Below are 14,298 nucleotides of genomic sequence, written 5' to 3' on the forward strand. Positions count from 1 at the left end.
ATAAAGTGCACGCCCATCGCCAGCATGCGCAGAAGAAAAAGCATTTGGTACGCCCGTCATAGGAAAAAGGCGCGCAGTGTACGGGCGTGCACTGCTTTCGGCAATTGATGCTGATCAGAGGTCGTAATAGGGTTTGTAGTGGCTCTGCGTGGCCACAACATGCACAAGCCCGGCACATGGGCCGGGCTCTGTGGTGTTGCTGGGCGTGCTTTACAGCATGTGTTGCTTATCCAGCTCGACCGCCTGATCAAGGGCTTCGAGCAGCGCCTTGCGCACTTTCAGCTTGGTGTTCTTGTGCGCACTCATGTTGATTTTCTTCATCTGCTGGGCAACTGCCAGAGCGGTGGCGTGCAGCTGCTCGGCCGGCACCACCTTGTCGAGAAAGCCGGCATCTACCGCGCCTTGCGGGTCGAACATCTCGCCGTTGATCACCGAGCGGTGAAAGGCCGATTTGCGCAAGCGATCGCGGGCCAGTTCGATGCCAGCGTGGTGCATGGTCATGCCGATCTGTACTTCATTGAGACCGATGCTGAACGGGCCTTCGACGCCGATGCGGTAGTCCGACGAGAGTAGGATAAAGGCACCCTTGGCCACCGCATGGCCAGGGCAGGCGACGATGATCGGGAACGGGTGAGCAAGCATGCGGCGCGCCAGGGTGGAGCCGGAGGCCACCAAGTCGATCGCATTCTGCGGGCCGGAGGTCATCACCTTGAGGTCGTAACCACCGGAGAGAATGCCCGGCTGGCCGGTGATGATCACGATGGCCTTGTCCTGTACGGCACGATCCAGAGCTGCGTTGAAGGCAGTGATCACATCCGGGGAGATGGCATTTACCTTGCCATTACACAGGGTCAGGGTGGCAATGCCGTCGTCGAGTTGGTAGCTGATCAGGTCGCTCATGGTCGGGTTCCTTGTGCTGAAGTGCAGCAGACGTTACTCATCCGCACCGTCCAGGTAAAGCACCATGGCTGACTGGCTGGTCAGCCATGGTGGGCGCCCTGCTCTGGCCGGCAAGTAACCCGCACAGCCAATGCCCTGCAAGTGTGTGGGTGCTGTTTGGCTTCAGTCTGCTATCGCCCCAGGCCTTGTCCTGTCCGACCAGCTGCGATTCGTGCGGAGCCCGGCCAGCCCCTAAACCGAAGATTCGCATTGGGCATAAGCACATGAATCTTTTGAAAAAAGCTTTTGCCTTTGGCGGGCTGTTCGGCTAGATTAGCGCGCCTCGACAGACAGCAATGCCCGTCGAGACCCGGTGAAGTGTCCGAGCGGTTGAAGGAGCACGCCTGGAAAGTGTGTATACGAGAAATCGTATCGTGGGTTCGAATCCCACCTTCACCGCCAGATAGATTGACGAAAAGCCCGACCCTGCGTCGGGCTTTTTCGTTTGCGCTGTTTGCCGGTGGCTCGGCGGCATTTATGCTGTGTTCGGCAAATAACGGAGCAGCGCATGCGCGCGACCTGGGACATTTTCTGCAGCGTTGTCGATAACTACGGTGATATCGGAGTGACCTGGCGACTGGCACGGCAGTTGGTGGCCGAGCACGGTCTGGCGGTGCGCCTGTGGGTGGATGATCTGGGCGCGTTTGTGCGTTTGTGTCCGCAGGCGGACGCACAGGCGCAGCGGCAAAGCCAGCAAGGCGTCGAGGTCTGTTGGTGGGGTGACGATTGGCAGGCGAGCGCGCCGGCGGATGTGGTAATTGAGGCGTTTGCCTGCGAGTTGCCAGCCTCCTACATAGCCGCAATGGCGCAGCGTTTGCGGAAACCCCTCTGGCTTAATCTGGAGTACCTGAGCGCCGAGGATTGGGTGGAGGGTTGCCACGGCTTGCCTTCACTGCAGTCCAATGGCTTGTCGAAGTTCTTCTTCTTTCCGGGGTTTACTGCAGGCAGTGGCGGCTTGTTGCGTGAGCGTGAGTTACTGGCACAACGCCGGGCGTTTCAGGCTGATAGCGGCGCGCGCGCGGCATTCTTGCGCAGCATTGGCGTAACCGCGTTACCAGGGGCGAGACTGATTTCCCTGTTTGCCTACGAGAATGCCGCGCTGGGCAGCTGGCTGAATGTGCTGGCCGCCGATACCCAAACCAGCCAGCTGCTCGTGCCCGAGGGCCGCATTCTGGCGGACCTGCAAGCCTGGCTTGGCTGCACGGGCCTGAGCGCCGGGGATGTGCAGCAACACGGCCAGCTGCATATCCAGGTGCTGCCATTTATCCAGCAGGACCAGTACGACCGATTGCTGTGGAGTTGCGATTTCAATGCGGTGCGCGGTGAGGACTCCTTCGTCCGCGCGCAATGGGCCGGGCGGCCGCTGCTCTGGCATATCTACCCGCAGGCGGATAACGCCCACCTGGAAAAGCTCGACGCCTTTCTGGCTCTTTATAAGGAGGGCTTATCAGCCGATGGGCAGCGTGCCCTGGTCGAGCTGTGGCACGCCTGGAATACCGGTCAGTCGGTCAAGGAAAGCTGGGATCAGCTGCTGCAAAACGCGCCTGAGCTGCACGCGCACGCCGAACAGTGGTGTCTGCAACGGGCCTCTCAGGCCGATCTTGCCGAGGCGCTGGTGCAGTTTTACCAAAATTGGCTATGATACGCGGCCAAGAATTTTGTAATTCCATCCAAACCCGGATATTCGTATGAAAACCGCACAAGAAATGAAGCCCAACAGTGTGGCCCTGATCGACGGCCAACCTTGGCTGATCCAGAAGGCCGAATTCACCAAATCCGGTCGTAACAGCGCCATCGTTAAAATGAAGCTGAAGAACCTGCTGAGCGGTTCCTCGACTGAAACCGTGTACAAAGCCGACGACAAAATGGAGCCGGTGATCCTCGATCGCGTAGACGTGACCTATTCGTACTACAGCGAGCCGAACTTCGTCTTTATGGACCAAGAATTCAACCAGTACGAGCTGAACAAAGACGATCTGGAAAGCGTAATGCCGTACATCGTTGATGGCATGAGCGACGTCTGCGAAGCCGTATTCTTTGAAGGCAAAGTGGTTTCGGTTGACCTGCCGACCACCATCGTTCGTCAGATCACCTACACCGAAGGTTCCGCCCGTGGCGACACTTCCGGCAAGGTAATGAAGCCAGCCAAGCTGAGCAACGGTACCGAGATCAAAGTCGCTGACTTCTGCAACATCGACGACTGGATCGAGATTGATACCCGTACCGGCGAGTACAAGTCCCGCGCTAAAGCTCCGGTCTAACAGACCGTTGTTAACGCAGTCTTGCCAACGCAGGTAGTTTTTCAACAGCCTGCCAAGGTCAGCATTAATTAGCCCGGCGCGATGCCGGGCTAATTGCAAAAGCCCACTCTCACTGGGCGTCAGCTTAAACGTGATGTCGACTTGCGGACGATCTTGATCGAATGCTTGAGCGTTGGCTTGCGCGTGACGCTGATGGCTTTGCGACTCACCGTGTCGATGGTGATATTCCAGAAACCGCTGCTGGGTACGCTGATCTTCGCCGGGAAGGTGTCGAACGCGCCGCCGTGGTAGGTGTGCCGGCCGCCATTCTTGAAACTGCGAAAGTTGGCATCGCTCATCAGGCGAATGTTGCAGGTCTGCGAGCACTCGATCACGACCACGTCGTCTTCGTTGAGGTGTTCGCGCTGGTGTATAAATTTCATCTACCGCTCCGCACAGCTGGGTCAGGCCAATCAGGCCGCTAGTATGAGTGCCAGGCGCGGCTTGAGCAAAGGCTAAGCGGTTTTGTCTGCGGCCCGCCGCGACGCATACCACCGCAACCTGGCCGGTGGTAGCATGCGCGCCCCATGCATATTCACGATTTTCACCAACGCCTCACCGACCTCGGTGCCAAGCCCATGCACATCGGGCGGATTACCCGTGCCTGGCTGCGCGGCATGCCACTGGATACCGGTACGCGCAACCAGAAGACCGAGAACTTCCTGCCGCTGGCGGTGCGCAACGCCCTGCCCGAGATAAGCCGCGAGCTCGATGGGCTGGCGCGCCTGAGCTCCGAACACCCAGCGACGGATGGTTCGGCGCGCCTGCTGGTGGAGCTGGCAGACAAGCAGATGGTGGAAAGCGTGCTGCTGCCGCGCGATGGCCTGTGCGTGTCCAGTCAGGTCGGTTGCGCGGTGGGCTGCGTATTCTGTATGACCGGTAAGAGCGGCCTGCTGCGCCAGCTGAGCACCGCCGAAATCGTCGCCCAAGTAGCCCTGGCGCGGCGCTTTCGCGCGGTGAAGAAAGTGGTGTTTATGGGCATGGGCGAGCCGGCACATAACCTGGATAACGTGCTCGACGCGATCAACCTGCTCGGCACCGAGGGCGGTATCGGCCAGCGTAACCTGGTGTTCTCCACCGTCGGCGATCCACGGGTATTCGAGCGCCTGCCGCAGCAGCAGGTCAAGCCGGCGCTGGCGCTGTCGCTACATACCACCGATGCCGAGCTGCGCCAGGCACTGCTGCCGCGTGCACCGCGTATCGATCCTGAAGAGCTGGTCGAGCTGGGCGAAACCTACGCGCGGCAGATCGATTACCCGATCCAATACCAGTGGACGCTGCTCAAGGGCATCAATGACAGCCAGGCCGAAATGGACGGCATCCTGCGCCTGCTCAAGGGCAAGTACGCGATCATGAACCTGATCCCCTACAACAGCCTGGAAGCCGACGAATTCCAGCGCCCCGATGGCGACCGCATCGTGCAGATCGTGCGTTACCTGCACAGCCGCGGTGTGCTGACCAAGGTGCGCAACTCGGCGGGGCAGGATATTGATGGCGGCTGCGGTCAGCTGCGCGCACGGGCGACCGAGGTGCTGGATCGACGTAAATCACGCACGCAAATATGACAATGCCCGCAGAGCGCGGGCATTTTTATTGAGTCGAGCACAACGCCGGCACTTAGTAGTAGGCGTTTTCCTTGTTGGTGTGGTCGGTCACGTCACGCACGCCTTTAAGCTCGGGAATGCGTTCAAGCAGGGTTTTCTCGATACCTTCCTTGAGGGTCAGATCGACCTGACCGCAGCCCTGGCAACCGCCGCCAAACTTCAATACGGCGATGCCGTCATCGACCACATCGATCAGGCTGACTTCACCGCCGTGGCTGGCCAGACCGGGGTTGATCTCGGTCTGCAGGTAGTAGCTGATGCGCTCGTTGAGCGGGCTGTCTTCGTTGACCATCGGCACTTTGGCGTTCGGCGCCTTGATGGTCAGCTGGCCGCCCATGCGGTCGGTGGCGTAGTCAACAACGGCGTCGTCAAGAAAAGGCTCGCTGACGGCATCGATCCAGGCAGTGAAGCTGGCCAGGCCCAGCGCGGTGTCTTCGGCCTTCTGCTCGCCCGGCTTGCAATAGGCAATACAGGTTTCAGCGTACTGGGTGCCTGGCTGAGTAATAAAGACGCGAATGCCGATGCCTGGGGTGTTCTGCTTGCTCAGCAGGTCAGCCAGATAATCGTGGGCAGCGTCGGTAATGGTAATGGTGCTCATGGCAACTCCTCGCAAACATGCGCGCAGTGTACGCCACTCGCCAGCGCCGGCAAAGTCCTAGTGTTTTAGTAGGAATAACAGCTATTCGCTAAATGCCAGCCCTCGACGGCTTATATGCAGAGAAACCGCGCGATCGCATCGGCCGCCGCGAGCAGGTGCTGCTGATGGGTGAAACCCGAGCTTTTCAGCGGTTTGAGGTCGTGATCGCCGGCGGTCAGCCAGTGCAGCTTGATCGCCTCAGACAGCGCGTAACCTGCCACCGCCTGGCGATCCCCCAGGGCATCGCGCTCGCCCTGGATAATCAGCGTCGGCGTGCGCAGCTCGGCCAGGTGCGCGACACGCGGTTTTTCCGGTTTGCCGACGGCATAAAAGGGATAGCCCAGACATACCAGCGCGTCCGCCCCCAATTCATCCGCCAGCAGGCTGGCCATGCGCCCACCCATGGACTTGCCGCCAATGGCCAGCGGCCCTGCGACCTGTTGGCGCACCTGCCGCACCCGGGTGTAGACCTCGCGCCACTGTTCGAGCAGCTGCGCCTGGGGATTAGGCGGGCGTTTCTTGCCGTCAAGCCGCCGCGCCACCATGTAGGCGAACTCGAAGCGCAGTACCGCGACCCCGCGCGCGGCCAGCAGTTGCGCCATTTGCTGCATAAACGTGCTGTCCATCGGCGCGCCAGCGCCGTGGGCCAGGATCAGGGTCGCACGCGTCTCGCCCAGCGGCCTGTCCCACAGCCAAGCACCCTCAGCCTGCCCCTGCACGTATTGATCCCCGTCAATACCCGCCGCCTGTCCTTTGCCCATGCTTGCCTCGCTTAAAGAATCGGTCCGACTGCGGCGCTGATGGTACAGGCGCGCAGCCGCTGATTTTCGATGATCTGCCAATAACCGTGGATGGAAGCCCCTGAAATGAACATAACCGGGAACACCGCAACCAGTTCCGCCTACAACTACAAGGTGGTTCGCCAATTCGCCATCATGACGGTGGTGTGGGGCATTGTCGGGATGGGCCTAGGCGTGTTTATCGCCGCGCAACTGGCCTGGCCCGAGCTCAACTTCAACCTGCCGTGGACCAGCTTCGGCCGTCTGCGCCCGCTGCACACCAACGCGGTGATCTTCGCCTTCGGTGGTTGCGCGCTGTTCGCCACCAGCTATTACGCGGTGCAGCGCACCTCGCAGGCCACTCTGTTCGCCCCCAGGCTCGCCGCCTTTACCTTCTGGGGCTGGCAGGCCGTTATCCTGCTGGCGGCCATTAGCCTACCCATGGGCTGGACCAGCTCCAAGGAATACGCCGAGCTGGAATGGCCGATCGACATTCTGATCACCATCGTCTGGGTCAGCTACGCCGTGGTGTTCTTCGGCACGGTGATCAAGCGCAAGGTCAGTCACATCTATGTCGGCAACTGGTTCTTCGGTGGGTTTATCCTCACCGTGGCGCTGCTGCACCTGGTCAACAACCTGGAAGTACCGGTCAGCCTGACCAAATCCTACTCGGCCTATGCCGGGGCCACCGATGCGATGATCCAGTGGTGGTACGGCCACAACGCCGTGGGCTTTTTCCTCACCGCCGGCTTTCTGGGGATGATGTATTACTTCGTGCCCAAGCAGGCCGAACGCCCGGTCTACTCCTACCGCTTGTCCATTGTGCACTTCTGGGCGCTGATCACCCTGTACATCTGGGCTGGCCCGCACCACCTGCACTACACCGCGCTGCCGGATTGGGCACAGAGCCTGGGCATGGTGATGTCACTGGTACTGCTGGCCCCCAGCTGGGGCGGCATGATCAACGGCATGATGACCCTCTCCGGGGCCTGGCATAAGCTGCGCAGCGACCCGATCCTGCGCTTTCTGGTGGTATCCCTGGCGTTCTACGGCATGTCGACCTTCGAGGTGCCGATGATGGCGATCAAGACCGTCAACGCGCTGTCCCATTACACCGACTGGACCATCGGCCACGTGCATGCCGGCGCGCTGGGCTGGGTCGCCATGGTCTCAATCGGCGCGCTGTATCACATGCTGCCGAAAGTCTTTGGCCGCGACGAGATGCACAACATCGCCCTGATCAACCTGCATTTCTGGCTCGCCACCATCGGCACCGTGCTCTACATCGCCTCGATGTGGGTCAACGGCATCACCCAGGGCCTGATGTGGCGCGCGGTCAACGAGGACGGCACGCTCACCTACTCCTTCGTCGAAGCGCTGGAAGCCAGCCACCCCGGCTTTGTGGTGCGGGTAATCGGCGGCGCGATTTTCTTCGCCGGCATGCTGGTGATGGCCTGGAACGTCTGGCAGACCGTGCGTCACACCCAGGCCGCCGAGATGGACGCCGCCGCGCAGTTTTCGCTTGAGGGAGCGCACTGATGAGACACGAACTACTCGAAAAGAACATCGGCCTGATGGCGCTGCTGATGGTGCTGGCCGTGAGCATCGGCGGTCTGACCCAGATCGTTCCGCTGTTCTTCCAGGACGTTACCAATGAGCCGGTGGCCGGCCTCAAGCCCTACACCGCACTGCAACTGGAAGGCCGCGACATTTATATCCGCGAAGGCTGCGTCGGCTGCCACTCGCAGATGATTCGCCCGTTCCGCGCCGAAACCGAGCGCTACGGCCACTACTCGGTGGCCGGCGAAAGCGTCTACGACCACCCGTTCCTCTGGGGCTCCAAACGCACCGGCCCGGACCTGGCTCGGGTGGGCGGTCGCTACTCGGATGAATGGCAGCGCGCGCACCTGTACAACCCGCGCAACGTGGTGCCCGAGTCGAAGATGCCGGCCTACCCCTGGCTGGTGGAAAACACCCTGGATGGCCAGGACACCCCGGCCAAGATGCAGGCTCTGCGCCTGGTTGGCGTGCCTTACAGCGAGGCAGACATTGCCGGCGCAACCGAGGCCGTGAGAGGCAAGAGCGAGATGGACGCCATGGTCGCCTACCTGCAAGTGCTCGGCACTGCTGTGAAGAACAAGAGGTAGGACCATGGCATTCGAACTTATTGAAATCGGCACGCTGCGCGGCATCGGCACGACACCGGTTCTGCTGTCGTTTGTCTGCGTGACCCTGTGGGCTTACAGCGACAAGCGCCGCGCGGCGTTCGATGAGGCCGCCTTACTGCCCTTTGCCGATAAACCCAAGCTGGCTGCACCGAGGAGCAACACCCCATGAGCACGTTCTGGAGCTGGTACATCACAGTGCTGACCGTCGGCACCCTGCTCGCCCTGTTCTGGCTGATTTTCGCCACCCGCAAAAGCGAAGTGCACAAGAATCCCACCGAGCAGACCATGGGCCATGCCTTCGACGGCATCGAGGAATATGACAACCCGCTGCCCAAGTGGTGGTTTATGTTGTTCCTCGGCACCCTGCTCTTCTCGATCGGCTACCTGGTGCTGTACCCCGGCCTGGGCAACTGGAAAGGCCTGCTGCCGGGCTATGAAGACGGCTGGACCCAGGTCAAGCAATGGCAGCGCGAAGTCGACAAGGCTGACGCGCTGTATGGGCCTATTTTCGCCAAATACGCGGCCATGCCCCTGGAAGAAGTGGCCAAAGACCCGCAAGCGCTGAAGATGGGCGGGCGCCTGTTTGCCACCTATTGCTCGGTGTGCCATGGTTCCGACGCCAAGGGTGCAGTGGGCTTTCCCAACCTGGCCGACAACCACTGGCGCTGGGGCGGCGAGCCTAATGTGATCAAGACCAGCATCCTCAATGGCCGCATGGGCGCCATGCCGGCCTGGGCGGCGGTGATTGGTGAAGATGGCGTGCAACAGGTTGCGGCCTATGTGCGCAAAGACCTGGCCGGGCTGCCGCTGCCGGCCGACAAGCGCTTCGATCTGCAAAAAGGCGCCGCCATCTATGCCGCCAACTGCCTGGCCTGCCACGGCGCAGAAGGCAAAGGCATGGCCATGCTCGGCGCCCCGGACCTGACCAGCCCGGCCGGCTGGATCTACGGCAGCAGCCTGGTGCAGCTGCAACAGAGCATCCGCCACGGCCGCAACGGCCAGATGCCGGCGCAACAGCAGTATCTGGGCAACGACAAGGTGCATCTGCTGGCCGCTTATGTACTGAGCCTGAGCCAGCAACAGCACAACACCACCGCGCAGTAATCGCTAAAACCGCAGCACCCGGCTGGCGGCCTCAGGTCGCCAGCCCCTTAACCAAGTCCCTGCCGCGCCCGGACAGCCGTCCGAGCCGTGCGACCCAAGGTCGCACCCTTACGACCAAGTGCACGCGCAACGTTTGACTTGAGCTAATCTTGTCGACAGTCGCCAACTGTCATAACTCCAAGGCGATTCCCGTCTTTGCGCTACGCCTGTTTAAGGTATTTATGCTCGCGGCAATGCCCTGCATAAGCGGCTATGCATGCTTGCCAACAGCCCTGAAAGCCTTATCGCGCCGGCTTGTATCGTTGCAATGGCTACCCGCTTTCTCCATACTTGCCGCCGATTTTTGCCCCTAAAAAATCCATTAACCGTGGAACCCATAATGAGCACAGCAATCAGTCCGACTGCTTATAACTACAAGGTGGTTCGCCAGTTCGCCGTAATGACGGTGATTTGGGGAGTCATTGGCATGAGCCTGGGTGTTTTCATCGCCGCACAGCTGGTGTGGCCTGAACTCAACCTGGGCATGGAGTGGACGAGCTTCGGCCGTCTGCGTCCGCTACACACCAACGCGGTGATCTTCGCCTTCGGCGGCTGCGCGCTGATGGCCACCTCGCTCTATGTGGTGCAACGCACCAGCCAGGTACGCCTGGTCTCCGATGGCCTTGCCGCATTCGTATTCTGGGGCTGGCAAGCCGTGATCGTCGCTGCGGTGATCACCCTGCCAATGGGTTTCACCGGTTCCAAGGAATACGCCGAGCTCGAGTGGCCAATCGATATCCTCCTGGGCATCGTCTGGATCGCTTATGCCGTGGTGTTCTTCGGCACTATCGTCAAACGCCAGACCAAGCACATCTATGTCGGCAACTGGTTCTTCGGTGCCTTCATCCTGGTGACTGCGATGCTGCACATCGTCAACAGCGCAGCCGTTCCGGTCAGCCTGTTCAAGTCTTACTCGGCCTATGCCGGGGCAACGGACGCGATGATCCAGTGGTGGTACGGCCACAACGCCGTGGGTTTCTTCCTGACCACCGGCTTCCTCGGCATGATGTACTACTTCGTGCCCAAGCAGGCCGAGCGCCCGATCTACTCCTATCGCCTGTCCATCGTGCACTTCTGGGCGCTGATCACCCTGTACATCTGGGCCGGCCCGCACCACCTGCACTACACCGCACTGCCGGATTGGGCACAGTCCCTGGGTATGGCGATGTCGATCATCCTCCTCGCGCCAAGCTGGGGCGGCATGATCAACGGCATGATGAGTCTGTCGGGCGCCTGGCATAAGCTGCGCACCGACCCAATCCTGCGCTTCCTGGTCGTCTCCCTGGCGTTCTACGGCATGTCGACCTTCGAAGGCCCGATGATGGCGATCAAGACCGTCAACGCCCTGTCCCACTACACCGACTGGACCATCGGCCACGTACACGCCGGCGCCCTCGGCTGGGTCGCAATGATCTCCATCGGCGCGCTGTACCACCTGCTGCCGAAGGTCTTTGGTCGCCCGCAGATGCACAGCATCGGCCTGATCAACGCACACTTCTGGCTGGCCACTATCGGCACCGTGCTGTACATCGCGTCCATGTGGGTCAACGGCATCACCCAGGGCCTGATGTGGCGTGCAGTCAACGAAGACGGCACGCTCACCTACTCCTTCGTTGAAGCGCTGGAAGCCAGCCACCCGGGTTACGTGGTGCGCATGATTGGTGGCGCCTTCTTCGTCGCCGGCATGCTGCTGATGGCTTACAACACCTACCGCACCGTGCGTGCCGCCAAGGCTTCTGAATACGAAGCGGCCGCACAGATTCCAGCCGCCCACCTCACTGCTGGGAGCGCGCACTGATGAAACACGAAATCATTGAGAAGAATATCGGCCTGATGGCGCTGCTGATGGTTCTGGCCGTCAGCATCGGCGGCCTGACTCAAATCGTGCCGCTGTTTTTCCAGGACGTGACCAACGAGCCGGTGGAGGGCCTCAAGCCTTACACCGCGCTGCAACTGGAAGGCCGCGATGTGTACATCGCCAACGGCTGTGTCGGCTGCCACTCGCAGATGATCCGTCCGTTCCGTGCTGAAACCGAGCGCTACGGCCACTACTCGGTAGCCGGTGAAAGCGTCTGGGACCACCCGTTCCTGTGGGGTTCCAAGCGTACCGGTCCGGACCTGGCTCGCGTCGGCGGTCGTTACTCGGATGAATGGCAACGTGCGCACCTGTACAACCCGCGCAACGTAGTGCCTGAGTCGAAGATGCCGGCCTACCCCTGGCTGGTCGAGCACAAACTCGACGGCAAGGACACCGCCAAGAAGATGGAAGTCATGCGTGGCTTTGGCATCCCCTACACCGATGAGGACATCGCTGGGGCCAAGGACGCGGTAAAAGGCAAGACCGAAATGGACGCGCTTGTCGCGTACCTGCAGGTTCTCGGCACCTCCATCAAGAACAAACGGTAACGCACTATGGATATCGGGATGATTCGCGGCATAGGCACAGCCATCGTCTTTATCGCCTTTATCGGCGTGGTGCTCTGGGCCTACAGCAGCAAGCGTAAATCCAGCTTCGACGAGGCCGCTAACCTGCCCTTCGCCGACGATCCCAAACCCACTGAGCGTGACGAGCAATCTTCCAGGAGCAATAACCAATGACCACGTTCTGGAGTTGGTACGTAACCATTCTGTCTCTGGGCACCATCTTTGCCCTGACCTGGCTGATCTTCGGCACCCGTAAGGGCCAGCGCGAAGAAACCACCGAAGAAACCGTCGGGCATGAGTTCGACGGTATCGAAGAGTTCGACAACCCGCTGCCAAAGTGGTGGTTTATGCTGTTTGTCGGCACCATCATCTTTGCCCTCGGCTACCTGGCTCTCTACCCGGGCCTGGGTAACTGGAAAGGTCTGCTGCCGGGCTACGACTACCTCGACACCGAGGCTAAAACGCCCTTCGCCACCAATATCCAAATTGCCGGTGGTGTAGAGCGCAATGCAGGCTGGACCGGCGTGCACCAGTGGGAAAAGGAAATGGCCAAGGCTGAAGGCCAATACGGGCCGATCTTCGCCAAATATGCCGCCATGCCGATCGAGCAAGTGGCCCAGGACGAGCAAGCGCTGAAAATGGGCGGTCGCCTGTTTGCCTCCAACTGCTCGGTCTGCCACGGCTCCGACGCCAAGGGCGCGTATGGCTTCCCCAACCTGACCGACAATGATTGGCTGTATGGCGGCGAGCCGGAAACCATCAAGACCACCCTGCTCAAAGGTCGCCAGGCGGCCATGCCAGCGTGGAAAGACAGCATTGGCGAAGAAGGCATACGCAATGTGGCCGGCTACATTCGCACGCTGTCTGGTTTGAAAAATCCGGAAGGTATCGAGGTTGACCTTGCTGCAGGTCAAGACATCTTTGCCAGCAATTGTGCAGTCTGTCATGGCGCTGAAGGTAAGGGCCAACAGGCCATGGGCGCACCCAACCTGACTGACAAAATCTGGCTCTACGGCTCCAGCTTCGCTCAGGTTCAACAAACGCTGCGCTATGGCCGCAACGGCAAGATGCCAGCCCAGGAAGACTTCCTCGGCAACGATAAGGTGCATCTGCTGGCGGCTTATGTGTACAGCCTGTCGCAGGCAAAACTCGAGAAGTAATTCTCCTGCTCGGCAGGCGCGACCGCGGGTCGCACCTGCTGGGCAATCGTCAGGCGTACCATAGCGCAAGAGCCCGTATGACCCCGGCCGGCACGTATCGACCAGGGCAGCAATCAACCGCCGTGGTACGAACTGATGAGCGCACAGATCCCCGTTAAAGACGTCACCCCTGCCCCGGCCAAGGTCGAAGTTGTTGACCTGTACGCCAACCGCGAAAAAATCTATACCCGCTCCTTCACCGGCATCTTCCGCAACCTGCGCATGCTCGGTGGCGCAGCCCTCTTTCTGTTGTACTTCGGTACCGTATGGTTGACCTGGAATGGCCGTCAGGCCGTCTGGTGGAACCTGCCGGAGCGCAAGTTCTATATCTTTGGCTCCACCTACTGGCCGCAGGATTTCGTCCTGCTCTCGGCGTTGTTGATCATCGCCGCCTTCGGCCTGTTCTTTATCACCGTGTTCGCTGGCCGCGTGTGGTGCGGCTACACCTGCCCACAAAGCGTATTCACCTGGGTGTTTATGTGGGCGGAGAAGGTCACCGAGGGTGATCGCAACCAGCGCATAAAGCTCGACAAGGCGCCGATGACCTCGCAGAAATTTCTGCGCAAGCTGGCCAAGCACGGTATCTGGGTCGGCGTATCGCTGCTCACGGCTATCACCTTTGTCGGCTACTTCACGCCGATTCGCGACCTGCTCCCCGAGCTGTTCACCCTGCAAGCCGGCGGCTGGGCGCTGTTCTGGGTGGGTTTCTTTACCCTCGCCACCTACGGCAACGCCGGCTACCTGCGCGAGCAGGTGTGTATCTATATGTGCCCCTATGCGCGCTTCCAGAGCGTGATGTTCGACCAGGACACCCTGATCGTGTCCTACGACCCGCGCCGCGGCGAACATCGTGGCCCGCGCAAGCGCGATGCCGACTACCAGGCCGAAGGCCTCGGCGACTGCATCGACTGCAAGATGTGCGTGCACGTCTGCCCTACTGGCATCGACATCCGCGACGGCCTGCAAGTCGAGTGCATTGGCTGCGCCGCCTGCATCGATGCCTGCGACAGCATCATGGACAAGATGAACTACCCGAAAGGGCTGATCAGCTACACCACCGAGCACAACCTGTCCGGGCAAAAAACCCACCTGGCGCGCCCGCGTC

General features: G+C 60.5%; 16 protein-coding genes and 1 tRNA gene. 13 read left to right on the plus strand and 4 right to left on the minus strand.

What is annotated here, in order from left to right; all coding sequences use genetic code 11:
• Positions 1-210: 210 nt before the first annotated feature.
• A complete protein-coding gene (locus tag WA145_RS06805) occupies positions 211-900 on the minus strand; it encodes a crotonase/enoyl-CoA hydratase family protein (RefSeq protein WP_422580844.1) in 690 nt (229 codons plus the stop codon).
• Positions 901-1,251: 351 nt separating this feature from the next.
• Between WA145_RS06805 and WA145_RS06810 the strand changes: the two genes are divergently transcribed.
• The 3 genes from WA145_RS06810 to efp all read left to right on the plus strand — a co-directional run bounded on the left by WA145_RS06810 (position 1,252) and on the right by efp (position 3,200).
• Positions 1,252-1,341, plus strand: a tRNA-Ser gene (locus WA145_RS06810).
• Positions 1,342-1,447: 106 nt separating this feature from the next.
• The gene (gene earP / locus WA145_RS06815) at positions 1,448-2,581 is read left to right on the plus strand and encodes an elongation factor P maturation arginine rhamnosyltransferase EarP (RefSeq protein WP_422580845.1); all 1,134 of its coding nucleotides are present in this window, start codon (positions 1,448-1,450) and stop codon (positions 2,579-2,581) included.
• A 46-nt stretch (positions 2,582-2,627) separates the two neighbouring features.
• A complete protein-coding gene (efp, locus tag WA145_RS06820) occupies positions 2,628-3,200 on the plus strand; it encodes an elongation factor P (RefSeq protein WP_422580846.1) in 573 nt (190 codons plus the stop codon).
• A 119-nt stretch (positions 3,201-3,319) separates the two neighbouring features.
• Here the strand turns inward: efp and WA145_RS06825 are convergent, their stop codons facing one another.
• Entirely contained in the window at positions 3,320-3,622 is a 303-nt protein-coding gene (locus WA145_RS06825; protein WP_422580847.1) for a DUF1883 domain-containing protein, read from the minus strand.
• Positions 3,623-3,766: 144 nt separating this feature from the next.
• On the opposite strand from WA145_RS06825, the gene WA145_RS06830 reads away from it, so the two are divergent.
• Positions 3,767-4,804 (plus strand): RNA methyltransferase, encoded by a 1,038-nt coding sequence (locus WA145_RS06830; RefSeq protein ID WP_422580848.1) that lies wholly within the window; start codon positions 3,767-3,769, stop codon positions 4,802-4,804.
• A 52-nt stretch (positions 4,805-4,856) separates the two neighbouring features.
• Here WA145_RS06830 and nfuA read toward each other — a convergent pair whose 3' ends face one another.
• Together nfuA and WA145_RS06840 are read right to left on the minus strand one after the other, a co-directional pair.
• Positions 4,857-5,441: a Fe-S biogenesis protein NfuA gene (gene nfuA, locus WA145_RS06835; RefSeq protein WP_422580849.1), complete on the minus strand. Its 585-nt coding sequence runs from the start codon at positions 5,439-5,441 to the stop codon at positions 4,857-4,859.
• A gap of 110 nt (positions 5,442-5,551) precedes the next feature.
• On the minus strand, positions 5,552-6,241 hold the full coding sequence (locus WA145_RS06840) for an alpha/beta family hydrolase (protein ID WP_422580850.1): 690 nt from the start codon (positions 6,239-6,241) through the stop codon (positions 5,552-5,554).
• Positions 6,242-6,346: 105 nt separating this feature from the next.
• On the opposite strand from WA145_RS06840, the gene ccoN (WA145_RS06845) reads away from it, so the two are divergent.
• The 9 genes from ccoN (WA145_RS06845) to ccoG form a co-directional block, all read left to right on the plus strand.
• On the plus strand, positions 6,347-7,798 hold the full coding sequence (ccoN, locus tag WA145_RS06845; RefSeq protein WP_422580851.1) for a cytochrome-c oxidase, cbb3-type subunit I: 1,452 nt from the start codon (positions 6,347-6,349) through the stop codon (positions 7,796-7,798).
• Complete coding sequence (ccoO, locus tag WA145_RS06850) at positions 7,798-8,406, plus strand: cytochrome-c oxidase, cbb3-type subunit II (protein ID WP_422580852.1); 609 nt, start codon at positions 7,798-7,800, stop codon at positions 8,404-8,406. Before ccoN (WA145_RS06845) ends, ccoO (WA145_RS06850) begins: the two co-directional genes overlap by 1 nt.
• Positions 8,407-8,410: 4 nt before the next feature.
• Positions 8,411-8,596 carry a cbb3-type cytochrome oxidase subunit 3 gene (locus WA145_RS06855; protein ID WP_422580853.1) on the plus strand — a complete coding sequence of 62 codons (186 nt, stop codon included), beginning with the start codon at positions 8,411-8,413 and terminating at the stop codon, positions 8,594-8,596.
• Complete coding sequence (ccoP, locus tag WA145_RS06860; RefSeq protein ID WP_422580854.1) at positions 8,593-9,531, plus strand: cytochrome-c oxidase, cbb3-type subunit III; 939 nt, start codon at positions 8,593-8,595, stop codon at positions 9,529-9,531. The genes WA145_RS06855 and ccoP (WA145_RS06860) overlap by 4 nt, the downstream gene beginning before the upstream one ends.
• Positions 9,532-9,910: 379 nt before the next feature.
• Positions 9,911-11,368 (plus strand): cytochrome-c oxidase, cbb3-type subunit I, encoded by a 1,458-nt coding sequence (gene ccoN / locus WA145_RS06865; protein WP_422580855.1) that lies wholly within the window; start codon positions 9,911-9,913, stop codon positions 11,366-11,368.
• Entirely contained in the window at positions 11,368-11,976 is a 609-nt protein-coding gene (gene ccoO / locus WA145_RS06870; protein ID WP_090256144.1) for a cytochrome-c oxidase, cbb3-type subunit II, read from the plus strand. The genes ccoN (WA145_RS06865) and ccoO (WA145_RS06870) overlap by 1 nt, the downstream gene beginning before the upstream one ends.
• 6 nt (positions 11,977-11,982) lie before the next feature.
• Positions 11,983-12,168, plus strand: a complete 186-nt coding sequence (locus WA145_RS06875) for a cbb3-type cytochrome oxidase subunit 3 (protein ID WP_422580856.1) — start codon at positions 11,983-11,985, stop codon at positions 12,166-12,168.
• Positions 12,165-13,154, plus strand: coding sequence for a cytochrome-c oxidase, cbb3-type subunit III (gene ccoP, locus WA145_RS06880; protein WP_422580857.1), 990 nt, complete (start codon positions 12,165-12,167; stop codon positions 13,152-13,154). Before WA145_RS06875 ends, ccoP (WA145_RS06880) begins: the two co-directional genes overlap by 4 nt.
• A 135-nt stretch (positions 13,155-13,289) precedes the next feature.
• The coding region (ccoG, locus tag WA145_RS06885) for a cytochrome c oxidase accessory protein CcoG (RefSeq protein WP_422580858.1) at positions 13,290-14,298 on the plus strand (1,009 nt) is incomplete at its 3' end.

The sequence above is a fragment of the Pseudomonas sp. genome (assembly GCF_049301935.1).
Classification (GTDB): Bacteria; Pseudomonadota; Gammaproteobacteria; order Pseudomonadales; family Pseudomonadaceae; genus Aquipseudomonas.

Coding starts and splice junctions, on each gene's coding strand:
- ccoN (WP_422580855.1), top strand. CDS start 9,911: ATGAGCACAGCAATCAGTCCGACTGCTTATAACTACAAGGTGGTTCGC.
- WA145_RS06830 (WP_422580848.1), top strand. CDS start 3,767: ATGCATATTCACGATTTTCACCAACGCCTCACCGACCTCGGTGCCAAG.
- WA145_RS06825 (WP_422580847.1), bottom strand. CDS start 3,622: ATGAAATTTATACACCAGCGCGAACACCTCAACGAAGACGACGTGGTC.
- ccoP (WP_422580857.1), top strand. CDS start 12,165: ATGACCACGTTCTGGAGTTGGTACGTAACCATTCTGTCTCTGGGCACC.
- efp (WP_422580846.1), top strand. CDS start 2,628: ATGAAAACCGCACAAGAAATGAAGCCCAACAGTGTGGCCCTGATCGAC.
- ccoN (WP_422580851.1), top strand. CDS start 6,347: ATGAACATAACCGGGAACACCGCAACCAGTTCCGCCTACAACTACAAG.
- earP (WP_422580845.1), top strand. CDS start 1,448: ATGCGCGCGACCTGGGACATTTTCTGCAGCGTTGTCGATAACTACGGT.
- WA145_RS06840 (WP_422580850.1), bottom strand. CDS start 6,241: ATGGGCAAAGGACAGGCGGCGGGTATTGACGGGGATCAATACGTGCAG.
- nfuA (WP_422580849.1), bottom strand. CDS start 5,441: ATGAGCACCATTACCATTACCGACGCTGCCCACGATTATCTGGCTGAC.
- ccoO (WP_422580852.1), top strand. CDS start 7,798: ATGAGACACGAACTACTCGAAAAGAACATCGGCCTGATGGCGCTGCTG.
- WA145_RS06805 (WP_422580844.1), bottom strand. CDS start 900: ATGAGCGACCTGATCAGCTACCAACTCGACGACGGCATTGCCACCCTG.
- ccoP (WP_422580854.1), top strand. CDS start 8,593: ATGAGCACGTTCTGGAGCTGGTACATCACAGTGCTGACCGTCGGCACC.
- WA145_RS06875 (WP_422580856.1), top strand. CDS start 11,983: ATGGATATCGGGATGATTCGCGGCATAGGCACAGCCATCGTCTTTATC.
- WA145_RS06855 (WP_422580853.1), top strand. CDS start 8,411: ATGGCATTCGAACTTATTGAAATCGGCACGCTGCGCGGCATCGGCACG.
- ccoO (WP_090256144.1), top strand. CDS start 11,368: ATGAAACACGAAATCATTGAGAAGAATATCGGCCTGATGGCGCTGCTG.